The organism is Saccharibacillus alkalitolerans, assembly GCF_011090185.1.
Lineage (GTDB): Bacteria > Bacillota > Bacilli > Paenibacillales > Paenibacillaceae > Saccharibacillus > Saccharibacillus alkalitolerans.
This window is the reverse complement of sequence record NZ_JAAFGS010000009.1, coordinates 139,964-164,128: the sequence shown is the minus strand read 5'-3', so window position 1 is coordinate 164,128 and position 24,165 is coordinate 139,964. Positions and strand designations below refer to the sequence as shown.

17 protein-coding genes are annotated in these 24,165 nt (G+C 61.0%); 14 read left to right on the top strand and 3 right to left on the bottom strand.

What is annotated here, in order from left to right; all coding sequences use genetic code 11:
• Positions 1-273 precede the first annotated feature (273 nt).
• The 13 genes from GYN08_RS20345 to GYN08_RS20285 all read left to right on the top strand — a co-directional run bounded on the left by GYN08_RS20345 (position 274) and on the right by GYN08_RS20285 (position 20,082).
• Positions 274-1,758, top strand: a complete 1,485-nt coding sequence (locus tag GYN08_RS20345) for an ABC transporter substrate-binding protein (protein WP_166278384.1) — start codon at positions 274-276, stop codon at positions 1,756-1,758.
• A 138-nt stretch (positions 1,759-1,896) separates the two neighbouring features.
• Positions 1,897-2,826: an ABC transporter permease gene (locus GYN08_RS20340; protein ID WP_166278381.1), complete on the top strand. Its 930-nt coding sequence runs from the start codon at positions 1,897-1,899 to the stop codon at positions 2,824-2,826.
• Between the two features lie 61 nt (positions 2,827-2,887).
• On the top strand, positions 2,888-3,835 hold the full coding sequence (locus GYN08_RS20335) for a carbohydrate ABC transporter permease (protein WP_408015079.1): 948 nt from the start codon (positions 2,888-2,890) through the stop codon (positions 3,833-3,835).
• Between the two features lie 233 nt (positions 3,836-4,068).
• The gene (locus tag GYN08_RS20330) at positions 4,069-6,411 is read left to right on the top strand and encodes a glycoside hydrolase family 3 N-terminal domain-containing protein (protein WP_206023851.1); all 2,343 of its coding nucleotides are present in this window, start codon (positions 4,069-4,071) and stop codon (positions 6,409-6,411) included.
• Positions 6,412-6,519: 108 nt separating this feature from the next.
• Complete coding sequence (locus GYN08_RS20325; protein ID WP_166278378.1) at positions 6,520-9,846, top strand: alpha-mannosidase; 3,327 nt, start codon at positions 6,520-6,522, stop codon at positions 9,844-9,846.
• Between the two features lie 144 nt (positions 9,847-9,990).
• On the top strand, positions 9,991-11,310 hold the full coding sequence (locus tag GYN08_RS20320) for a glycoside hydrolase family 125 protein (RefSeq protein WP_166278375.1): 1,320 nt from the start codon (positions 9,991-9,993) through the stop codon (positions 11,308-11,310).
• On the top strand, positions 11,307-14,675 hold the full coding sequence (locus GYN08_RS20315; protein ID WP_166278372.1) for a beta-galactosidase: 3,369 nt from the start codon (positions 11,307-11,309) through the stop codon (positions 14,673-14,675). The genes GYN08_RS20320 and GYN08_RS20315 overlap by 4 nt, the downstream gene beginning before the upstream one ends.
• A 462-nt stretch (positions 14,676-15,137) precedes the next feature.
• Positions 15,138-15,986, top strand: a complete 849-nt coding sequence (locus GYN08_RS20310) for a hypothetical protein (protein ID WP_166278369.1) — start codon at positions 15,138-15,140, stop codon at positions 15,984-15,986.
• Between the two features lie 241 nt (positions 15,987-16,227).
• Complete coding sequence (locus GYN08_RS20305) at positions 16,228-16,752, top strand: hypothetical protein (protein WP_166278366.1); 525 nt, start codon at positions 16,228-16,230, stop codon at positions 16,750-16,752.
• A 43-nt stretch (positions 16,753-16,795) separates the two neighbouring features.
• Positions 16,796-17,368 carry an SUKH-4 family immunity protein gene (locus GYN08_RS20300; protein WP_166278363.1) on the top strand — a complete coding sequence of 191 codons (573 nt, stop codon included), beginning with the start codon at positions 16,796-16,798 and terminating at the stop codon, positions 17,366-17,368.
• Between the two features lie 160 nt (positions 17,369-17,528).
• A complete protein-coding gene (locus GYN08_RS20295; RefSeq protein WP_166278360.1) occupies positions 17,529-18,368 on the top strand; it encodes a nuclear transport factor 2 family protein in 840 nt (279 codons plus the stop codon).
• 241 nt (positions 18,369-18,609) lie between these two features.
• Positions 18,610-19,902: an amino acid permease gene (locus tag GYN08_RS20290; protein ID WP_166278416.1), complete on the top strand. Its 1,293-nt coding sequence runs from the start codon at positions 18,610-18,612 to the stop codon at positions 19,900-19,902.
• 3 nt (positions 19,903-19,905) lie between these two features.
• Complete coding sequence (locus GYN08_RS20285; RefSeq protein WP_166278041.1) at positions 19,906-20,082, top strand: hypothetical protein; 177 nt, start codon at positions 19,906-19,908, stop codon at positions 20,080-20,082.
• A 55-nt stretch (positions 20,083-20,137) separates the two neighbouring features.
• On the opposite strand, the gene GYN08_RS20280 is transcribed toward GYN08_RS20285, so the two are convergent.
• The gene (locus tag GYN08_RS20280) at positions 20,138-21,019 is read right to left on the bottom strand and encodes a hypothetical protein (protein ID WP_166278357.1); all 882 of its coding nucleotides are present in this window, start codon (positions 21,017-21,019) and stop codon (positions 20,138-20,140) included.
• Positions 21,020-21,126: 107 nt separating this feature from the next.
• Positions 21,127-21,828, bottom strand: coding sequence for a deoxyribonuclease V (gene nfi / locus GYN08_RS20275; protein ID WP_166278354.1), 702 nt, complete (start codon positions 21,826-21,828; stop codon positions 21,127-21,129).
• A gap of 144 nt (positions 21,829-21,972) precedes the next feature.
• Here nfi and GYN08_RS20270 point away from each other — a divergent pair, with 144 nt between their 5' ends.
• The gene (locus GYN08_RS20270) at positions 21,973-22,788 is read left to right on the top strand and encodes an ankyrin repeat domain-containing protein (protein WP_166278351.1); all 816 of its coding nucleotides are present in this window, start codon (positions 21,973-21,975) and stop codon (positions 22,786-22,788) included.
• Between the two features lie 86 nt (positions 22,789-22,874).
• Here the strand turns inward: GYN08_RS20270 and GYN08_RS20265 are convergent, their stop codons facing one another.
• Positions 22,875-24,113: an MFS transporter gene (locus GYN08_RS20265; RefSeq protein ID WP_166278349.1), complete on the bottom strand. Its 1,239-nt coding sequence runs from the start codon at positions 24,111-24,113 to the stop codon at positions 22,875-22,877.
• Positions 24,114-24,165: the final 52 nt, after the last annotated feature.

Below are 24,165 nucleotides of genomic sequence, written 5' to 3'. Positions count from 1 at the left end.
GCCGAGCCGAGCCGAGCCGAGCCGAGCCGAGCCGAGCCGAGCCGGAAATGAAAAACAAGTCATTTTCATGTAAATAAATATTTCTTTTCATGATAGAGATCGTCGACAAAGGCGGTCTTTTCTTTATTTTGTACCCTTAAATATTGAGTTTCGCTCCTTTATGAAAGTGCTTTCATCCTCTAGAGTAAAGATAGTTCTTACGGCAAGGAAGAACGGACAGAAGGTCGGCAAGGCGGACACACAGACAGCAATTCAATAGAGGAGGTCTATTTCATGCAAAAAGGCAAGAAAAGATTTTCGCTCGCCCTCTCGATGCTGACGGCAGGCGCGCTGCTTCTCTCCGCGTGCGGCGGGGGAGGGGGCGGCAGTTCCGCGTCGGGCGGAGAAGGCACTCCGGACAAACCGGTGGAGCTGATCTGGTACACGATCGGCACGCCGCAGAAGGACGTCGACAAGGTCATGGCCGAAGTCAGCACATACACGGCCGAGAAGATCGGAGCGACCGTCAAGATGAAAATGATCGACTGGGGCGACTATCAGCAGAAGATGCAGGTGCTGGTCGCTTCGGGCGAGCCGATGGACATTATGTTTACTTCTTCCGGCGGTTTCGACTACGTGCAGAACGCGCGCAAAGGCGCGTTCATGGAACTCGACTCGCTGCTGGACGAATACGGAAAGGGCATCAAGGAGACGGTGAACCCGGCCTTCCTGGAAGGTTCCAAAGTCGACGGCCACAATTACGCGATCCCGGCCAACAAAGAGCTTCCGCAGCAGGAAGTATGGCGCTTCAACAAGACGCTGGTCGACGAATACGGGATCGACATCGCGAAAGCGAACACGCTGGACAGTCTGGAACCGATGCTGAAAACGGCCAAGGAAAAGTCGCCGGACGTGACGCCGTTCGCCATGGATAAAAACTACGTGCCTTACGTGCCGTACGATTACGTGATCCAGAACCTGCCGATGGCGGTCAAGCTAGATACGGCGGACTACAAAATCGTCAACATCCTGGAGACGCCGGAAATGAAAGAAGCGCTGACCACGATGCATAAATACTACCAAGCCGGTTATGTGGCGCCCGAAGCCGCGACGACCGGTTCGACAAGCGACCTGATGACGTCCGGCAAATGGCTGCTCGACCGCGCGCAGACCCAGCCGCTCGCCGACAACGTCTGGTCCGCCAGCTACGGCTACCCGGTCGTCTCGACGCCGGCCAGCGAACCGATCATCACGAACAACTCCGTGCAGGGCTCGATGATGGCGATCTCCGCCAACTCGGAGTACCCGGAAAAAGCAATGGAGTTTCTGAACCTGTTGAACACGGACGTCACGCTGCGCAACATGGTGGACTCCGGCATCGAAGGCACGCACTACAAGAAGACGGCCGACAACCGGATGGAAAACCTGCCGGAGTCGAAAAATTACGATATGCCGTCCTACTCGCTCGGCAACAACATGCTGCTGTACCTGAACCCGAACGACCCGGATAACAAATGGGACGAATTCAAGACGTTCAACGAATCCGGCGTCGATTCCCCGATCCTGAGCTTCAACTTCGACCCGAAAAACGTGTCGAGCGAACTCGCCGCCGTGCAGAACGTAAAGGAGCAGTTCTGGTCTTCCCTGATGACCGGCACGGTCGATCCCGAAGCGTATCTGCCGCAGGCGATCGAGAAGTTCAACCAGGCGGGCCTGGAAAAAGTAATGGCCGAAGCGCAGACTCAGCTGGACGCCTGGAAAGCGGAAAACGGCAAGTAAGATTCAAGCCCGGATAACCGCCGGGAACGGATAAAAAAGAACACGGTCAGGGATCGGGCGGATAAGCAGGATCGCCCGGTCCTTTTTTACCCGACGCGCAGGCCGCATCGCCGCGCGGAAGAAGGAGGATGCATACGCATGGGAAGATTTTTCAAAAACGTCAACCGCAACAAAGCGCTGCTGTTCATGGTGCTGCCGGGAGCGATCTGGTTTTTCTTTTTCTCCTACCTGCCGCTCGCGGGTACGATCGTCGCGTTCAAGGAATACCGGTTCAGCCGCGACGGATTCTGGGCCAGCATATTCCGCAGCGAGTGGGTCGGCTGGGACAACTTCAAATTTCTGTTCAGTACCGACGACGCTTTCACGATCACGCGGAATACGCTGCTCTATAATATCGCGTTCATCGTGCTCGGCCTGGTCTTCTCGGTGCTGCTGGCGATTATTTTGTCCGAGCTGGTCAATCGCAGGCTGTCGAAGATTTATCAAACGGGCATGTTCCTGCCTTACTTCCTGTCCTGGGTCATCGTCGGCTATTTCGTGTTCAGCTTCCTGAGCATGGACCGAGGGCTGGTCAATCAGATTCTGGGCTGGTTCGGCATGGACCCTGTCCAATGGTATTCCGAAGCGAAGTATTGGCCGTATATCCTCATTCTGGTCAATCTGTGGAAGTCGATCGGGTACAGCAGCGTCGTCTACCTCGCCGCCATCCTCGGCATCGATAAGTCGCTGTACGAAGCGGCGATGATCGACGGAGCGAGCAAATGGCAGCAAATCCGCCGCATTACCCTCCCGATGCTGATGCCGATCATGACGATCATGACGCTGCTCGCCGTCGGCAAAATTTTCTATGCGGATTTCGGCCTGTTCTACCAGGTGCCGAGGGATTCCGGAACGCTGTACCAGGTGACCAACGTCATCGACACTTACGTTTATCGCGGACTGATGACGACGGGCGAGATCGGCATGAGCGCCGCCGCGGGGTTGTACCAGTCGGTCGTCGGCTTCGTGCTCGTCATTCTCTCCAACTACGTCGTTCGCCGCATGGATAAGGACAGCGCGCTGTTCTGATCGTTTCTGCCGCTGTGCCGCCGACCCGAAGGGCCGGCCAACAAGAAAGGATGGTGCCGTTATGCAGATGACGCCCAACGCGAAAGTCATTAAACCGAAACCGAGAACGAAAGCGCGCGACTTCCATCGGATCACGCCCGGTTGGAACATCGTGTTCAATCTGATCGCCGGGCTGTTCGCCCTGGCCTGCGTGTTCCCGTTCGTCTTCGTCGTCATTATCTCCCTGACCGACGAGAGCGTGCTGGCAAGGGAAGGCTATCGGCTGATACCGTCGCAGTGGAGCCTCGAGGCTTACCGTTACATTTTCGAGAGCGGCGACACGCTGCTCAGAGCATACGGCGTCACGATCGCCGTTACGCTGATCGGCACGGTCGTCAGTCTGATCATGATCTCGCTGTACGCTTACGCGATCTCCCGCAAAAGCTTCCGCTACCGCCGGTTTTTCTCCGTGTTCGCGATCTTGACGATGCTGTTCAACGGCGGGATGATCCCGACGTACATGATCGTGGCGCAGCTGCTCGGGCTGAAAAACAGCATCTGGGCGCTGATCCTGCCGCTGGCGATGAACGCGTTCTACGTCATGATCCTGCGTACGTTTTACAGCACGAGCGTGCCGGATGCCCTGATCGAATCGGGCAAGATCGACGGCGCGGGCGAGTTCCGCATTTTCGTGAAGATTATCGTGCCGCTGTCGCTGCCGGGGCTGGCGACGATCGGGCTGTTCAGCACTTTGGGCTATTGGAACGACTGGTTCAACGCGCTGCTCTACATCGATAATCCGAATCTGGTACCGCTGCAGTCGATGCTTATGCGGATCGAATCGAGCATGCAGTTTATCCAGCAGAACTCGGCCAACAGCAATATCAGCATGGCCGCGCTTCAATCGCTGCCGCAGGATACGGCGCGCATGGCGATGGTCGTGCTGGCGACGCTGCCGATTATTTTCGCTTATCCGTTCTTCCAGCGCTATTTCGTGCAGGGCTTGACCATCGGCGCGGTGAAGGAATAAGAAGGTGCTCCGAAAAAGCGGAAGTCGCAAAAATCCTTCGAAATTGGCGGAATATTGTATCGACATAGGCGGTAGGCAACAGGCAATATAGAGGCAGAGCGGCGCGCAAGACCAAGAACAGACGGTTAGAGGAACGAACGGATGGACGGAAGCGATCATGAACCCGCAGACCGATTCCGGCGGTTTCCGCCGTGCAAGATCGGCCGGGCAGACACTCGGAGGGAGGAAGAAGCATGACGGAAAAAACGTCCGGAACGGCCGCGGCAGGACCCTGGCTGGACGCGGCGCTGCCTGCGGAGAAGCGGGCGGAGCTGCTGCTTGCGGCGATGACCCCGCGCGAGAAAGTCGGGCAGCTGATCCAGCCGTTCGGTTGGACGACCTATTCGCGCCGCGAAGGAAAAGCGGAATTGACGGAGGACTTCAAGGAACGGGTGAAGATGGGCGACGTCGGTTCGCTGTACGGCACGCTGCGCGCCGACCCGTGGACAGGCGTGACGCTTGCTACGGGACTCTCTCCGGCGGAAGGGGCCGAAGCGGTCAACGACATTCAGCGCTACGCGGTCGAACATTCAAGGCTGGGCATTCCGCTGCTGATCGGCGAAGAGTGCTCGCACGGCCATATGGCGATCGGGGCGACCGTGTTCCCGGTGCCGCTGAACATCGGCAGCGCCTGGAACACGGAGCTGTACCGGGAAATGTGCCGGGCGGTCGCGGCGGAGACGCGGGCGCAGGGCGGAGCGGCGACGTATTCGCCGGTGCTCGACGTCGTGCGCGATCCGCGCTGGGGCCGGACGGAAGAATGCTTCGGCGAAGACCCGTTCCTGGTCGGAGAGATGGCGGCGGCGGCCGTCGAAGGACTGCAGGGAGAGCGCCTGGACGGCGAAGACAGCGTCGCCGCGACGCTGAAGCACTTCGTCGGTTACGGCAGTTCCGAAGGGGGACGCAATGCGGGTCCCGTACATATGGGCTGGCGCGAGCTGCTCGAGATCGACCTGTATCCGTTCGAGCGGGCGGTCAAGGCGGGAGCGGCTTCGATCATGCCGGCCTACAACGAAATCGACGGCGTGCCGTGCACGACCAACAGCCGGCTGATGGACGGCATCCTGCGCGGCGAATGGGGCTTCGACGGCCTCGTCATTACGGACTGCGGCGCCATCGACATGCTGGCGAACGGCCACGATACCGCGGACGGCGGCGAGGACGCGGCGCTGCAGGCTCTCCGGGCGGGCATCGACATGGAAATGTCCGGCGAAATGTTCGGCCGCCATCTGCTGGCGGCGTTCGAATCCGGCGAGCTCGAGCCGGAGGTGCTGGATCGCGCTGCGCTGCGCGTGCTGAAGCTGAAGTTCGCGCTCGGGCTGTTCGAGCGCCCGTACGCCGACGCGGAGAGAGCGGCCGGGATCATCGGCTGCGAGGAGCATGCGCGTCTGGCCCGGCAGCTGGCCGCGGAGAGCGTCGTTCTGCTGAAGAACGACGGAGGCCTGCTGCCGCTGCCGGACAGCGTCGGCAGGGTGGCGGTGATCGGTCCCAACGCGGACCGGGGCTACAACCAGCTCGGCGACTATACGTCGCCGCAGCCGGAAGGTCGCGTATCGACCGTGCTGCGCGGCTTGAGCGAGCGGCTGGGAGAGGAGCGCGTGCTGCATGCGCCGGGCTGCCGCATTCGCGGCGAATCGCGCGAAGGCTTTCCGCGCGCGCTGGAATGCGCGGCGCAGGCCGACGCCGTCGTGCTCGTCATGGGCGGCTCGAGCGCCCGCGACTTCGGCGAAGGCACGATCGACCTGCGGACCGGCGCTTCGCTGGTCACGGGGGAAGCGGTCAGCGACATGGACTGCGGCGAAGGCATCGACCGCATGACGCTGGGTCTGTCGGGCGTGCAGCTCGACCTGATCCGCGAAGTGCACGCGGCCGCCGCGGGCAAGCCGGTGATTGTCGTCTATATCGGCGGACGCCCGGTGGCGGAGCCGTGGGTGGAAGAGCATATGCCGGCGCTGCTGCAGGCCGGATATCCCGGGCAGGAAGGCGGCCGCGCGATCGCGGACATTCTGCTCGGCGACGTCAACCCGTCGGGCCGGCTGACGATCTCGGTGCCGAAGCATGTCGGCCAGCTGCCGGTGCATTATCTCGGCAAGCGTTCGCGCGGCAAACGGTATCTGGAAGACGATTCGAAGCCGAGATATCCGTTCGGCTACGGACTGAGCTATACGCATTTCGACTATTCGGAGCCGGTATTGTCGGAAGGCCGGATTTCGCTCGAGCGCATCGCGGCGGGCGAAACGGTCGCCGTTTCGGTCACGGTCACGAATGCGGGAGACCGGGAAGGCGCGGAAGTCGCGCAGCTGTATGTCTCCGACGTCGTGAGCGCCGTTACGCGGCCGGCGAACGAGCTGAAAGGGTTTCGCAAGATCGTGCTCAAGCCCGGCGAGAGCCGCAAAGTGGAATTCGAAATCGGAGCGGAGCAGCTCCGCTACATCGGTCCGGATTGCGTGCCGGTCGTCGAACCGGGCTTGTTCCGGATCCGGGTCGGCCGGAACGTGAACGATACGCTCGGCGCCGATTTGACGGTCGGACATTAAGCGGGCAGGCCGCCTAACGGACCCATCAGATACAGATACATGAAATACAGGCTCATCCGTTACAGACTCATGAAACACAGTCCAATCGCAGGAGAGGAATGAGTATAGATGCAGCGTTTGACTCGTTTTATCCGGGAGCTGTCCCGGCAGCAGTGGCTGAAACAGGCGGAATGGAAAGACTGGGACATTACCCGCTCGACTTACGGGCTTCCGGGGGAATATACGGACATCGAGCCTTATCCGCAGGGACGCGAATTGAATCCTTTTCCTAGCCGAAACGGAACGACGTATTTCTTCCGGACGAAGCTCGCGCTTCCGGAAGGATGGGACGCGGACGCCGTCGGCCTGATCTTCGACTGCGGCGGCGAAGGGCTGCTGCGGGTGAACGGCGCGTCGTATCAGGGAATCGACGACAATCATACGTACGCGACGCTCGACCTGACGCGTGTCGGCCGGGAGCCGGAGCTCGAGATCGAGATGTTCGATATCATACCGGAACCGTACGATCCGCTGAACGAGCAGGCGACGATCAAGCCGCCGATCACGGCGGTGCGCAGCCTGATCGTGCTGCCGAACGAGCCGGTGCGCAGCCTCATGTATACGGTGACGGTCGTTCGCGATTCGGCCTTTCTGCTGCCGGACGCCGATTTCCGCCGCGTCCGGCTGATCGAAGCGCTGCACGCGGCGATGGACGCTTTTACCGGACTGACGGGCGAAGAAGTGCTTGAAGGGTCGGCGGTGTCCGCGATCGAGAAGCGCTTGAGAACCCGCACGCTCGAGATCGGCGGCAACAATGCCGAAGGGCGGGAAATCATGGTCGGCCAGTCGCATATCGACATCGCCTGGCTGTGGCCGGTGCGCGAGACGGTGCGCAAGACGAGCCGCACGTTCGCCAGCGTCGATACGCTGATGCGCGAATACCCGGGCTATCTGTACACGCAGAGCCAGCCCGTGCTGTTCGAGTTTCTCAAAAACAACGATCCCGAGCTGTACGAACGCGTCAAAGCGCGGATCGAGGAAGGGCGCTGGGAGTTGGTCGGCGGCATGTGGGTCGAACCGGACCTCAACATTCCGAGCGGCGAGTCGCTGATGCGGCAGATGCTGTACGGGCAGCGCTTTTATCGGGAGGAGTTCGGCAAAATTTCGCGGATCGAATGGCTGCCGGACACGTTCGGCTACTGCGCGTCGCTGCCGCAGATTCTGAAGCACGGCGGGGTCGAATATTTCATGACGACCAAGCTGAACTGGAACGATACCAATACGTTCCCTTACGACCTGTTCCACTGGGTGGGCATCGACGGCACGCCGATTCTGTCCTACCTGAACCACGGCGTTAACGAGCATACGCATCCGAAAGACATACACGAGCACTGGCAGTCCTACCGCCAGAAGGACAAGCATCCCGAACAGATGCTGCTCTACGGACACGGCGACGGCGGAGGCGGCGTGACGCGGGAAATGCTGGAGTATATCGACCGCGCCGACCTGATGGTCGGGCAGCCGGGCAGCCGTTACGGCACGGCCGCGGAGTTCTTCGACGGCATCCGGCAGAGCCGTCCGGATCTGCCGACCTGGCGCGGCGATCTGTACCTGGAGCTGCACCGGGGCACGTACACGACGCATGCCTACAACAAGCGGGCCAACCGCAAAGCGGAGATTCTGTATCGCGAAGCGGAGCTGTGGAACGTATTGGCGGCGGGCGCGGACGAGATCGCGTCGGTGCAGGCAAAAGCGGAAACCGACGCCGCGGCAAGAATCGCGGCGGCGGACTTCGCGGGCGGAGAACCGGTTCCCGCCGGCGCTTCGGAAGAGGCGGCAATCCTCGGCTTCGCCGCGGACGGAACGCTGCCGCCTTTGACGAAGCACGAAGGCTGCGGCGAAGCGCTGGAATCGCTGCGCAAAGGCTGGAAGCTGATCCTGCTCAATCAGTTCCACGACATTATTCCGGGCTCGGCCATCACGGAAACGTACCGGACCTCCGGCGCCGAGTACGAGGAAGTGTTCGCGGAAGGCCGCCGGAGTCTGGAGATCGGAACGAGCGCGCTGGCGAACCGGATCGATACGGCAGGCGAAGGGACGCCGTACGTGATCTTCAACAGCCTGGGCTGGAACCGCTTTGCCGTCGTGCGGATCGAAGACGCGGCGGGGCAGGCGGCGTACGACGCGGAAGGCACCCGTCTGGAGGCGGATGACGACGAGGCGAGCGGCGGGCTGTTCGTATACGTGCCGCATATTCCGGCGCTCGGCTATGCGACGATCTGGCTGCGTCCGGCGGGACAAGAGACCGGCGATCCGGCCGAAGCTTCCGCGCCGGCGGAACTTTCCGGAGGAGAGCCGGCGCACGGCCGGAACGCTGCGCCGACGTCCGAATCGGCAGCGGGCGCCGACGTCCCGGACGTCTGGGAAACGCCGTATTACACCGTTCGCTTCAACGGCGACGGCGAGATGGTCTCCCTGTTCGACAAGGAAGCGGAGCGGGAAATCGTCCAGCCGGGTTCCGCGGCGAACGTCTTCCAATTTTTCCATGACCGTCCGACTTCCTGGGATGCCTGGGACGTCGATCCGCGTTTCGAACGGCAGCCGGCAGGGAAAGCGCAGCTGCTGGAGAAAACGGTCGTGTCTTCCGGCGGCGTGCGCGACGTGCTGCGGTTCCGCTGGAAGTTGAACGATTCCGCGATCGAGCAGGATCTCATTTTCTACAAGCATGACCGCCGCATCGACTTCAAAACGCATGTGTCGTGGCATGAAGCGCACAAACTGCTCAAAGTGGCGTTCCCGGTCGACGTGCTGGCGGAAAAGGCGACGTACGAAATTCCGTTCGGCTCGCTGGAGCGCCCGACCCACCGCAACACGAGCTGGGAGCAGGCGCAGTTCGAAGTGTGCGGTCACCGTTTTGCCGACGTGTCCGAGCGCGGTTACGGCGTCAGCCTGCTGAACGACTGCAAATACGGTTACGACATTCAGGGCAGCACCCTTCGCTTGTCGCTGCTGCGAGCGCCGAAATGGCCGGACGCGCAGGCGGACCTGGGCGAACACGATTTTACGTATTCGCTGTATCCGCACGCGGGCAGTTGGGTCCACGCCGATACGGTGCGGGCCGCGGCGGCGCTCAATCAGGAGCTGCCGGTCGTGCGGACGACGGCCCACGCGGGCGACCTGGGAGCCCGCATGTCGCTCATCGCCTTCACGGGCGAGCATGTTATACTGGATACGGTCAAGCCGGCCGAAGACGGAAGCGGCATTATCGTGCGAATGTACGAATCGGCGGGCGGCCGCGAGACGGTAGGATTGAACTGGCGGCACGCGTTCGAACGGGCCGTGCTGTCCGGAGCGCTGGAAGAGGACGGCGAAGAGCTTGAACTGCAAGGAAGCGCCGCCGTGTTCCTGTCGTTCAAGCCTTACGAGATCAAGACGGTCAAGCTGATCCGAAAATAAAGCTGCAGAATTCCCGGTACTGCCGGCGCCTTCCGCACAACCATCCAAACGACGGCTTTCGCTGCCGGGACGGGGTTTGGCGGGGCGCCGGTTTTATTTTCGAACATCATCCCTTACTCCCAATCCGCAAAGGAGCGATTCCGTTTGGAACAATTCAGACTTCCTCAAATTCCGATGCCGAAATTCGAACTTCCGCAGGCGATTCAGGACGTGCTCGCCGAAGCCGATGCCGCGCTGGCCCACCGGCCGAAGCTGTTGAAGCTGTTCAAAAACTGCTTCCCGAACACGCTGGAGACGACGACCAAGCTGATGGACGACGGTACGACCTTCGTGATCACAGGCGACATTCCGGCCAGCTGGCTGCGGGATTCGGTCGAGCAGGTGGCGCATTATATTCCTTTCGCGAAAAAGGATAAGGATCTGCAGCGCATCATCGGAGGCTTGATCAAGCGCCACGTCAAGTACGTCCTGATCGACCCATACGCGAACGCGTTCAACGAGACCGCCAACGACTGGCACTGGAGCAAAAACGACGGCACCGAGATGTCTCCGTGGGTCTGGGAGCGCAAGTTCGAGATCGACTCGCTCTGCTTCGTCGTGCGCCTGGCGTATCTCTATTGGAAGGAAACGGGGCTGACGGACATCTTCGACGGGAATTTCCGCGAAGCGATGGAGGCGATCGTGCGTCTGTTTCGCACCGAGCAGCATCATATGGAGCAGTCTCCGTACCGCTTCACCCGCGACAACGGCATCGAACAGGATACGCTGCAAAACGGAGGACTCGGCATGCCGGTCAACTACACGGGCATGGTCTGGTCGGGCTTCCGCTCCAGCGACGACGCGTGCGATTTCCATTACAATATACCGGGGAACATGTTCGCGGTCGTGGCGCTGCGGCAGATGCAGGAGTTTTTCGAATGGATTTTCCGGGATCAGGATTACGTGCGCGAGCTGAAAAAGCTGGAGCAGGAGATCGACCGCGGCATCCGGCTGTACGGCATTTACCGTCATCCGCGGTTCGGCCCGATCTACGCGTACGAGACGGACGGCTTCGGCAATTACTGTCTGATGGACGACGCCGGCACGCCGGGCCTCATGTCCATTCCGTATCTCGGTTATGCCGGCGCGGACGATCCGGTGTATCGGAATACGAGACGGTTTGCGCTGAGCCGCGAAAATCCTTTCTATTATGAAGGTTCGGCGGCCAAAGGCATCGGCAGCCCGCATACTCCGCCGGATTACATCTGGCATATGGCGCTGTCGATGCAGGGACTGACGGCTTCCTCGAAGGAAGAAAAGTTGGAATTGATTCAAATGCTGGAGAACACGGACGCCGATACCGGGTTCATGCACGAAGGCTTCCACGCGGACGACCCGGCGATCTTCACGCGGACCTGGTTCGCCTGGTCGAACAGCCTGTTCTCCCAGCTTGTGTACAAGTCGATGAAGGAGGGCATTTTGTGAGCGAGACTTATTTGAAAAAAGCGGCGGAGCCGCCGAACAAGCGGCTGATTTTCTTCCGCGATCCGAGCTTTCCGGCTTCCGGCCCGCTGCCGGGACTGAAGGAGCTCGGCGCATACGGCGTCGTGACGAGCGCCGCCGATCTCGGCGACGCCCTGACCGACCGCTGCGGCGACGGGAACGGCGTGCTGATCAATCTGCATGCGCCGTATTTTCCGGAGAGCGCCTGGAGCAGCATTCTGGCGTTTCTGAAAAAAGGCGGCGGACTGCTCAGCGTCGGCGGCGCGCCGTTCAAGCGCCCGGTGCGCCAGGAAAGCGGCCGCTGGCGGATCGGCCCGGAGCAGACGGGCTACCATCAGCAGCTGTTCATCCATGAGACGCTGCCGGTCGAAGCCGGCCGCGCCGTGCGGCTGGAAGCGGCGCCGGAGCTGCCTCTGCTGAGCGGCGACGAAAGATTGTTCGCGCCCGAGACGGGCGCTTCGGCCGGAGCGGGCATCGGCGGCACCTGGAATCTGGTGCCGCATACGACCCGCGACGCCGATCTGCCGGAGCAGATGGGCTCGGCGGGCACGATGAGCACGCGGATCACGCCGCTGCTGCGGGCGTACGACGCCTCGGACCGGCCGATCTCCGCGCCGGCCGTGCTGTGGGAGCAGATGCGCGGCCCGTTCGCCGGCTCGCGCTGGGTGTTCGTGAACCGTCCGCTGACCGCCGGGCTGGCGGAAGGCGAAGGGCTCGAAGCGCTGTCCCGCTGGGCGGCGTTCTGCGGCCGCGAAGCGGCCGAGCTGTCGCTGGCGCCGCACAGCGCCGCGTACGAGCCGGGCGAGCGCGCGCGGCTGACGCTGCGCGCGCAGGCTATCCGGCGCGCGGGCGTGCCGGCCGATCTGCCGGCATTCGCCGGGCAGAGCGACGTCGGCCGGCTGGTCGGCGGCGGCAAAATCGAACGGATCGCGAAGTCCGGGCCCGGACGCGGCGGCGAAGCGGATGGAGCTGCCGCCGAGCGTTCCGCGGAGGGGGCGGTTCCGGCGGAAGGGAACGAAGGCGTGAAAGCGTCGGATTCCGTCGCAGCCGCACCGGGAAGTTGGACGTTCCGTCTGTCCGTCGCCTCGCCGACCGGCGAAGAAGTGTTCGCGCGGACGCTCGCGGTTCCGGTGACTTACGAATGGACCGCGCGGAACATCCCGCTTCCGTTCGACGTCGAACCGGGCCTGTATACCGTGAACTGCGTCGCCGAGTCGCCGGAAGGCGAAGTTCGCGTATTGAAGCAGGGCTTCTGGGGCCGCGACCAAGAGCTGCTGGCTTCGGGGCGGCCGATCTCGGCGGGACGGGATTACTTCCTTCAGGACGGACGCCCGCTGCCGATCGTCGGCATGACCTACATGACGTCCGACGTGGCGCGCAAGTTCTTGTTTCTGCCGAATGCGGCGGTCTGGGACCGCGACATGGCCGCGATGGCGAAGGCCGGCATAAACTGGATCCGTACCGGCATCTGGACGGCGTACCGGAACGTCATGCAGGTGGACGGCCATGCGTCCGAGGAAGTGCTGCGGGCGATCGACGCGTTCCTGCTGACGGCGGCGAAGCACGATCTGCACGTGACGTTCACGTTCTTCTCGTTTACTCCCGAGACGTGGGAAGGCAAAAATCCGTATCTCGACCCGCAGAGCGTGGAGGCGCAGAAGCGGTTTATCCGCTCGATCGTGAGCCGGCACGTTCATTCGACCCATGTCGACTGGGATCTGATCAACGAGCCGTCGATGTTCGATCCGGCGCGGATCTTCTCGGCGGGACCGCGCTCGATGCGCGACGAGTACGAACGGGCCGCCTTCGTCTCCTGGTTGAAAAGGCGCCACGGCTCGATTCAGGAACTGCGCGAGCACTGGAACATGACGCCGGCGGAGCTGCCTTCGTTCGAAGATGCCGCGATTCCGGAAGCGGAAGAGATCAACTTCGACGTGCAGGATATGCACAAGGCCAAAAAAGGCGCCCGCTGGCTCGACTACTGCCTGTTCTCAGTCGAAATGCACAGCGCATGGGCCGCGGAGCTGACGGAGTCGATCAAGCGGCTGGCGCCGGACCATCTCGTGACGGTCGGCCAGGACGAAGGGCTCGGCGCGCAGCGTCCGTCGCCGCTGTTCTACGAGGATGCCGTCGATTACACGACGGTGCATTCGTGGTGGCTGAACGACAGCCTCGTCTGGGACGGCGTATTCACGAAGACGCCGGACAAGCCCAACGTCATTCAAGAGACCGGCATCATGTACGTGGAGACGCCGGACGGACGGGCCAAGCGCAGCGAAGCCGAGCTGAGGAACTTCCTGGAGCGCAAATACGCGTATGCGTTCTCGACGGGCGGAGCGGGCGCGATTCAGTGGATCTGGAATACCAACTTCTATATGGATAACGCCAACGAATCGCATATCGGCGCGCTGCGCGCCGACGGCACGGAGAAGCCGGAAGCGGACGTCTCCTACGATTTCGGCCGCTTTATGGCGAAGATCCGCGATCTGTTCGCCGGTCGCCGGCTGGAAGACGTAGCGGCGGTGTTCCCGTATTCCAACGATTTCTCGAACCGTTCGTTTGCCGTGGAGACGACGAACCGGCTGACCCGGGTGCTGGCTTACGGACTTAAGCTGCCGCTGCGGGCCGTGTCGGAATACCGGCTCGATTCGCTGAAGGAGCATCCGGCGAAGCTGATCCTGCTGCCGAGCCCGCATAACATGGACGAAGACTCGATGAAGAAGCTGCTGCGCATCGCCAAATCGACGCACGCGACGCTGGTCATTACCGGTCCCGCCGGTCTCGACGCTTACTGGCACGAATCCGATCGCGCCGACAAGCTGCTCGGCATCCGCACTCTGCATAACGTGCGCCGCGAAGAGATGCTGGAGCTGGACGGCCGGCGTCTGCCCGTCTCGTTCGGCGGACGCCGCATCGCGGAGACGCTCAAGGAAATTCCGGCCGACGCGGAAGGCCGCGCGGATCGGGTGCTCGACGTGCCGAACGGCAGAGGCCGGCTCATCTGGAGCCCGCTGCCCCTCGAGCTGGGGTCGGGCGACGAACCGATCGCCGAACTGTACCGCTACGCCGCGAAGCAGGCGGGCGTCATCGACGATCTGGAGTGGCTGGCCGGCGGCGAGCTGGCCGGCGTGTACGGCCGCAAGCTGACGTTCGCAAGCGGCAGCCTGTATGTGTTCGTGTCCGAGTATGCCTGGGACGCGGAGATCGAGGTTCGCGACCGGACGACGGGCCGGACGTACGGCTTCGTGCTGGAAAGCGAGCGCTCCGTGCTGTTCGCGGCGGACGGCGAAGGCGCGGTTACGGCCGTGTACCGGCCGGAGGAAGTGGAAATTCGGGTCGGCGGGTAGGCATGTAAGAATGCCGCCTCTCCCTGTTTCCCGCGATCGTTACACGATCGTTAAATGCAGGGGGTTACAGCTCCAAAATGCCGGAAATCCGGCTCTCCAAATGGAGAGCCGGATTTTTGTTATCCTTCTCCTTGACGTACATGCGCATCTTCAAGCATCCTTCCGGTCCCCTTTTCGTCATCCTGCTGCGGAATCTTTCCGAAAAGTTCGAACGGTCGGAGCGCGCGGGTTTGAAGGCGCGTTTCGATAAACGATGGTTTTCGCACAGCTATTTTGCGAATCCGCGGCATTGTGCATGCATAGCGATAAGCACGCTTTCCGCTGCCGGTCGAGTCCGTCCTTTTGCCTGCTTTCTGAGTCACGCGGCGATGTAAGGGTTAAATGGAGAAAGTGCGAAGACGGGCTTTTTGCGAAACTTTTTGACAAAAGGTCTCGTCTATCTTCAACAGGAGGTGCATTCCCATGAAAACTTACAACCGTGCAGCCAGTTTGCTTGGCGTACTGCTGCTGAGCGGTGCTCTGGCAGCCTGCGGCAGCGAATCGGAGCCCGCATCTCAAACCGAACCGGCGGACTCCGCCGCGACTTCGAACGACGCGAAGATCGAAGATCCGGCGACGGCGCCTGCGGACGACGAGGAAGCTGCCGCAGAGGACAAAGAAGCGGCGGCGGACGATAAAGCCGATCCGGACGCAAAGGCGGCCGGGACGGACAAGAAAGACGCGGCGGCCGACAAGGAAGCGGCGGCAGACGAAGCGAAGGGCGGCAAGCCGTCCGGCGAAGCGTCCGGCAGCGGCAGCGCCGCCGATAAGGTCGCAAAGGTCGACGTCTCGAAACAGGGCAAGAAGGGGCAGGGCGCGGATCGCCCGAAAACCGAATCGTTCCAGGTGGCCGGCTCCAAGGAAACCGTGACCGGCAAGCTGCAGGAAGGTTACGGCTACGCGCTGTACGCCATGGACGGGCTGAAGTTCGACGCCGAGCGGAATTTGCTCACGATGACGTCCAACCCGGACTATTACGCGACGATTACGCCGCTCGAAAAGGGCTATACGCTGGCCGGACTGCGCAAGGAAGGCGAAAAGGCATTGAAAGATTACGGAACGGCCAAACCGCTGAAAGAGGCTAATATTCCGGCCGCCCTGTCCAGCTCGAGACTGTTCCTGTCTGCCGAAGGCGATGCCGGCACGGGCCAATTCGCGCTCTGGGAAACGCCGGGCAAAGGCTACAAGCTGGAGATCCATATGCCTTCGGGAGCGGATGCCGAGACGTTTGCCCCGCTTGCGCACGCTTCGCTGTCCACGCTGGCGGATTGAGTCAGACTTAAGCGAACATGCGGCTGGCTGCGAGAAGCGCTTCACGCATGCGAAACAAACAGGCCGAGGCAGAAAAGGCAGCACGTTTCCCCCGAGGCCGAACGACCCGGCCGTATAGCCGGCAGTCCCGATCGCAAACCGTGCCGCAAGGCACGGTTTTTGCCTGCCGCCGGATAGGGTATGATATACTTGCGCGACAGAATTCAGGAAGACATTCAGAAGGAAGCGGAGGCGATACCTGTTGCCGGACCGAAAACTGCTGGAGGAACTGTACCGGATGCGCGATCTGAACGGAAGCGACGACGACCTGGAGAGGTTTAGCGATATTTTGAACGAGCTGTGCGAGAACGCCTCGGCGGACGTAATCACCGATTTGTGCCGCATGCTGGAGGACGACGTCATCGAACCGAGCGCGGCCGGCGACCTGCTCGAGACGATTTTTTACATTGCGGATCGCTGCGGCATCGAAGAAAGCATGCGTTATTTGGCATTGGGCGTACCGGGATTGTTCCCGCACGCGGAAGGCTGGGCCGTTCGGCTTCACCGGATGCTGCTGCACGCGGATCGGCCCGGCGCGCCGTATATCGCGGCTTACAGCCGGGCGCTGCACGCCATTCCGGCCCGAGCCGTACGCCGGGTGGTGAATACGCTGCTCGATATCAAGCGGACGCAGCCGGAATTGTATACCGTCAAGGTGGACCGCTTCATGTTGGCGCTGATGCGCGGCGAAGAGAGCGGAGACGGACTGGCGTTCGCCAGGAATTAATCCCTCGATTCGAACGGCGTTCGAGGGAAGCAGGAGGCAAAGGATGGAGGTGGCGGACGTGACGATGACGCCCGAACAATTTAACGCCGCCTGGAATACGGCCGTGGACGGCCCGCTGCTGCGTTTCGATCCCGAAGCGCTGGCGGCGGTGCCGATCACGGAAGAAGCCAGGCGTTTTTTGTGCGAAGCCGGGCTGCCCGCGGATTCGGCTCCTTATCTGGAATTCCGGTCCGGCGAAGGGCTGCTGTCCGACCTCAAAACGGCTTACGGGATGCCGAAAGAATATTCCGCGTACTGGCTGCTCGGTTCGACGGGCTATGGCGATCCGGTCTGCTTGAAAGCGGGCGGTTCGCAGGTCGTCTGCATCCGGATGGACCGGGGCGGCACCGAATGGTTCATCAATTCGTCCGTGCCGCAGTTCGCGGAATTTTTGCTCGTCTACGCAGGCCTGGTACAGCGGACGATCGCCGAGAACGGCCCCGATGCCTTTCTTGAAAGCGATATCCCGCCGGATGCGCTCAAATGGCTGGTGCGCGAATTCGGACGGATCGACCCGGCGGCGTTCGCACACGGGACGTTTTGGCGGGAAGAGGTGGAGGAGCGGCTGCAGGGGTAACGGGGCGGAAATGACAGACGCTTCGTTCACCGAAGCTCTTTGCCGGAGACAGCCGGCATCTACATATTTGCAACTAAATCCTCGCCCTCCGCGTCTATTGCTTAAACCCGGCCGAACCCGCAAAGAAGCCGGAATCGGCATCGCATAGGAGGGCTTTGACATGAAAAGACCATATAAATCTGCCGGAATCAAATCTCTGCCGCTGGCCGCGGCGCTGCTCGCGTTCGGCACGCTGACCGCGGGCTGCGGAGCGAATTCGGCTACCGCCCCGCAGTCCGCGCCCGAGCGGCAGGAAGCGCCTTCGTCGAAAACGGACGAGAAAGCCGAAGCCGCAGAAACGACGGCAGCCGATATTCTCAAAAAAGAATATTACGTCGGCTCCATGATCAAGCCCGAGCAGGTCGACCTGATGAATGAGCTGTTCCGCGCGCAAAATGCCGGCGACGCCGAAGCCTACGAGGCGCTGCTGACGGCGGACGTTCCCGAAGCGGACCGCGGCATCCCGTTCAAGGTCGAAAAAGCCGATATTTATTCGGTCGACGCGGAATCGGACGAGGGACAGCCGGTCCGGGTGGAAGCATCGGTGCAGGAAGAGAAGCTGGGCGAATATCATCCGCTCATTTATACGCTCGAGCGAGAAGGCGAACAGTGGCGGATCGGCGGCATCGAGCGTTCGCAGGGACCTATGGCGGACGAAACAAAGTTTACGGGCGAACAGGCCGAAATCGTGAAGCTGATCAACGCCAGCACAAGATACCGGAATGAAGGCGATGCGTCCGCTTATCAAAAGCTTTTTGCGCCGAATGCGCAGATGGGCGTACTCGAAGATCATCCGGGCAAGGTTGCGGAAACGCTGATTGCCAATGTCAGAAACCCGAACGAAAGCGATACGGTCATCGTGAACGTGCGGCAGCGTTACGAAGAAGCAAAAAAGGTCACGAACCCCGCCTATGCTCTGCGCAAAGAAGACGGCAGGTGGCTGATTGTCGACATCGATTGAAGCGTGCCTGGTTTTCGTCTTCCTTTGTCCGCGCAGAGCGGACTTTTTTTATTGTGATTCACCGATTTTTCACGCTTTTTGCTGCCGACTGCCGAATTTTGTTGTAGGATAGAGTGTGCGTCCCGCAAACGCGGGCGTGCATTACTGCGCAAAAGAATCGGAGGAACGAGAAGTGGAATCTGCAAACAAGCCGGAAGGCGAACGGCTTCAGAAGAAGCTGCTGCCCCGGCATATCAGCTTTATGGCGATGGGCGGCGTGATCGGAACGGGCATTTTCAAAGGGAGTGCCGAGACGATCGGGCTGGCGGGACCGGGCGTCGTGCTGACGTACCTGTTCGGCGGGCTGCTGCTGCTGGTCGTCATGGGAGCGATCGCGGAACTGGCGAGTGTCTACCCGAACCGCAATATGAAAGATTTTATCCGTCAAGCTTTCGGGCCGCGTCCGGCGTTCGTCGTCGGCTGGCTCTATGCCTTCCTGATGCTGACGGTCTGCGTGATCGAAGTGGTCGCCGCGGGATCGTTCCTGCAGTATTGGATGCCCGGCGTGCCGCTGTGGGTGCTCAGTCTCGCCAGCGCGGTGCTCATTCTCGGCATCAACCGGATGAGCGTCGAAAGTTTCGGCGAAACGGAATTTTGGCTGGCCGGCATCAAGATTGTCATGATCGTCGTGTTCGTCATCCTCGGCGCCGGTCTGCTGTTCGGGCTGATTCCGGGGGCGAGCGGCGAAGCGCCGGGACTTAGCAACTATACGGCGCACGGCGGCTTTTTGCCGAACGGATGGCTGTCGGTCTTCTCCGCGCTGCTCGTCGTCATGTTTTCCTACGGCGGCTCGGAGCTGATCGGCCTGACGCTGACGGAAGCGAAAGACGCCGAGAAAGTGATGCCGCGAGTCGTCAAAAGCTTTATTCTGCGCGTGGTGCTGTTCTATACGCTGCCGATCCTGATCATCTGCGGATTGATTCCGTGGAATCAGCTTGCGGGGCAGGCCAGTCCGTTCGTCCAGGTGCTGGAAGCGACGGGGCTGAGCGGCGCGGCGCATATTATCAACTTCATTCTGGTGACGGCGGTGCTGTCTGCGGCCAACTCCAGCATTTACGGCGCGACGAGAATGCTGCATTCGATGGCGGCGGCCGGCGAAGCGCCGAAAGGTCTGGCCGCGACGACGGAAAAAGGCGTGCCGGTCGGCAGTCTGCGGCTGTGCGCGGCGGTGCTGCTGCTGGGCGCGATCGCGGCTTTCTTCGCGGGCGACCGGCTGTTTTCGTTCCTGCTGGCGGTGCCGGGCTTTGTCGTGCTGATCGTCTGGGGCTCGGTCTGCCTGGCGCAGCTCAAGCTGCGGCCGCAGTATCCGAAAGCTCCGGCATTCCGCATCTGGGGATACCCGTATATCACGTCGTTGACGGCCGTCGTGCTGGCGGTCATCGCGGTGGGCTTCCTGATCGATCCGCAGAACCGCCTCAGCATCGGGGTGTGCGTGGGCGTGCTGATTCTGCTGATCGTCTGGTCGGTCGTGAAATTCAAAAAGTCGGAGGCGTGAGACATGACGCTGCAGATTCTGGACCGTTTCGTATATAACGGGCAGGAAAACTGGGAATTGCTCGGGCTGCAGCCCGCCCCGCTGTTCGCGCCCGAAGGGATCGATCCGACGGAGAAGGCGGCGATGGCCTGCGAGCTGACGCTGCCCAGGGGAGAACGGATCGTTTACGAATTTCTATGAGTCTGCAGGCAAACGGAAAAAGCGGGACGCGAAAAATTCGCGTCCCGCTTTTTTGTTAGAGATACGCTCCGAAAAGCTCTTTCGCCCGATTCCAATCCACGCCGAGACGTCCGCGCCAGCCCGCATAAGGCATCTCCAGATCCGAGCGGCCCTGCGTCGTGTCCAGCTCCATTCCGGCTTCGACTATAGCTTCGTGGTCGATCCATCGATCCGGCTCGATCGGCAGTCCGATATTCGGCAGCACGCCGATTCCGGCCAGTACGCTGAGCAGCGCGCGGCGGGTACCGGCGTTGCCGCGCAGCACTTTCTCCGCGCTGAGTCGTTTCTCCAGCGCGCCGGGTTTCTCGTCGTCCGCCGCCCGGTCGACGGCTTCGAGCAGGCGCCGCAGCGCGACCGCGTCTTCGCTTGTCGGCATGACTTCCGGCAGTTCCAGACGTTCGGTCAGATCGGCGTAGACGCCGATCGGCGAAGCCCAGGCATGGCCGATCCAGAGCGATTCGCGGATCTGGGACAGATTGGAACAATCCGTGAGCAAATGTTCGTAATAGCCGCAGACTCCGCAAGAAACGAGCTTGCGGGCACGGCGGTAAGCATGCGTAGGCAGCCGCCGTATATAACGCAGGCTGATCGGGCCGTTGACGCCGCGCCGGTAGCGGCCGTCGACGGCCGCCACGAATTCGCCGATCAACCGGGCTTCGGACAGCCGCTCGTCGCGCCCCAGCTCGGCGATGGAGTCTATCAGCGCATCATGTTCCAGCAGGACGGGTTCGTTCGCTTTCCAGCCGATTTCGTTCATGAACGCTTTGTCTTCGCCGGAGAGGACGGAGTCGTCGTATAGGCTGACGCCGAGCTGCGGATCGTAGGTCGCGTTATCGTAGAAGTACAGCTTTTTGAACAACGCCATTCTTTTTTTATACAATTTGTCGAGATCGCTCATAAACTCGTCTCCTTTCGGATCGGAAGCGGGATTATCATCGCTTTTCGGTAAAGCGAGGCAGCGAAAGCGGAGCTGCGCATTTGTCGCTGTCGCGGATCAACGAACACTTACGGCAGGCGGCGGTCCTGCGTAATCCGCGACAGCTCCCGGCGCACGAGCTGGTCCGCCTGTCTTGTCGTCTCCGGCAGCCGGTAGCGAGGCGCCAGCTTCAGCACCCAATGGCAGGCCGTGTCCGGCGAAATCAGATGCCCCGGCGAGACGAACACCGGCTTGACCCCCGTCTGCGTGCGCAGAACGTGTCCGACGAGTTCGCCGCCGTCCGCCAGCAGCGGCGAAGCCGAGCCGCGTTCGGCGGCCGGTTCGTCGTATTCGCCGATCAGGCGGGTCTTGCCGCAGCCGATCGACGGAATGCCGAGCAGCAGCCCCAGATGGCTGGCCAGCCCGAACCGCCTCGGATGGGCGATGCCCTGGCCGTCGCAGACGATGAGGTCGGGCGCGGTCTTCAGCCGTCCGAACGCTTCCAGCACCGGCGGCAGTTCCCGGAAAGAAAACAGGCCGGGAACGTAAGGGAAGGACGGCGATCCCCAGGCGGCGGCTGTCTCGACGACGTCGAGCGTATCCGCGTCGAGCACGACGACCGCCGCGACCAGCCGATCGTCGTCTTTGTCGTAGGCGACGTCGATGCCGGCGATGCGGCGGACGTCGAAGGGCTCGGGATCGCGCAGCGAGATTTTGGCTGCCAATTCAAGCTGAAGCGAAACGGCTTCTTGTTCGTTCAAATTCCAAGCGTGTCTGGTGACGATCTGCATGTTATTCCTCCGGTAATATGAGCTGCGGGATGATTTAAATATTAGACATAGATACTTATAAAAACAACTATCGGATGACCGATAATAAGTAAGACAGCAAGTATATTAAAAAGAGACAGAGGGGAAAAGATGAGAAAGAAGGCAGTGGCAGCATTGATATTGTCCGGTTTTCTATGGATGGCCGGATGCAGGGGGGGACAGGAAGCGGAAAAGGAAGTTACCGTGGACGAGTACGGGCTTCCCATCATGATGAGCGCGGCGCTGGAAGGCGACTTGGACGAGGTGATCGACCAAATCGAGCGTCATCCCGAACATATTAATGCGGTGGATGACCGGTCGGACCGAACGGCTTTGATTTTTGCGGTAGCGAGCAATTCCGAAGTTAACCGGCTGGAGAAAGTCGAAGCTTTGTTGAATGCCGGCGCCGACGTGAATTTGGTCGGGCCCAATTCGACTCCCGCTCTCTCGCAAAGCATCCTGGAGGGAGATCAGAAGGTATTCGATTTGCTGATGGCGCATAACCCGGATATCGAGGTACCCGATTGGGACGGTTCGACCCCGCTCATGTACGCGGCGGCTAACGGACATCGGCCGATGATCGATGCCCTTTTGCAGGCGGGAGCGGATCTTAACCGACACGATCGGCACCGTCTCTATCCCGTCGATCATGCGCTGGCGACGGGACTGTCCGACACCGCGGATTACTTGAGAAGCCTGGGCGGCATCAGTTCGTTGGACGATATTCGCACGCCCGAGGAAGCCAATAAGCTGTTGAAAATCGCGGAAGTGGAAGAAACGCAGGATTTCTTCTATTTTCAAGTTTTTTATAACAATCTGTTTGCGGCAGAACTTATGGCAAAAGCCGGTTACAAAATGGATGATCGCATCAGGGAACTGATTCCGGATTTGCAAAACATGAATCGGACCGAGATGCTCGATATTTTGAACAAGATCGACTAGGGCGTGCGAGCCCTAGTCGGGTCCCCGGTTTGACGGCCAATTCAAAACAGACACCGCGCTTGCGCGGTGTCTGTTTGCGTTTTGGGTTAAGCCGCCGCCCGGCCTTTTCCCGTCCGGCTCAAATAAATCATGAGGAACGCGAAAGCCGCCGCGAACGACGCCGTGATGATCCAGATCGGGATGCGCGGGTCGAGCGCGTACGCCCAGCCGCCGACGATGCCGGCAGGCGAGGTGAGCAGCAGGATGACGACGGACAGCATGGAGAACACTTTAGCCCGTTTTTCGTCGTCGATCGCGTTCTGCACGGCCGCTTCGAGATAAGGGGAGCTGATCATGAGTCCGACCGCCGCAAGCACGGTGCTGAGACCGATCCAGGCCAGATTGGACGTCGGCCACAGGACGAGCATCACGTTCGAGAGGACCGACAGGGCGAAGCCCGTCATCATCGAACGGGTCTCGGCTTCGGCGGGAATCTTCGGCATGATGAACCAGAGCGCTAGCAGCATGATGACGGAAGACACGGCCGGCACGAGCGAGATCAGGCCGCTGTCCACATGCAGAAAGTCGGCCAGATACAGCGACAGATACGTCGTTTTAAGCGTCATTTGGAAGTTGAACAGGATGTAGACGACGAAGATCAGCATCAGGCTGCGGCTGGCGAACAGGTCGCGGATCGCGCCGCTGTAGTCGATCAGACTGGCCTTCAGCCCGAGCTCGCGCGTTTCCTTCATTTTTCGGTAGCCCATTTCCGTTTCTTTCGTGGTCACATGGCGCCCGATGAACTGGAACGTCATGAGCACGGAACAGAGCACGTACATGATCCGGGTGCCCTCCACGAGTCCGTAATGCTGAACCAGCAGGCCGCCGAGCGGAGCGAACAGGCCGCCCACGACGCCGATGATCTGCAGCAGCGTGAACACGTAGGTGCGGTCTTTGGGCGGCGTGTCCTCGACGATCAGACAGTAGAAGGCGACGTGGGGCACCCGCTGCAGGCCGTTGATGAAGGTCGCGATGACGAAAAACCAGACGTTCTGCGAAAAAGCGAAGATCAGCATCGCCACGCTCCAGCTGAGCACGTCGAATGTCAGAATGGCGCTTTTGCGGCCCATGCGGTCGGTCAGATAGCCGCTCATGAACGCCGACAGCACCTGCACGAGCAGCCCGAGCGTCGTGATCCAGCCGATATTCGTCTCGGTCACGCCCAGCTCGTACATGTACAGCGTCGCGTAAGTCGCCACCATGCTGTACGGAATCAGGAAAAAGGGCTCGAAAGCCAGACAGCCCCGGCTGTTGCCGCGGAGTCTCGGGAAAAGCGTTCTTGCCATGCGATACTTCCTCCGGTGTCGTAAGGTTGAGAAACTTAAAGCGTTTTCGATT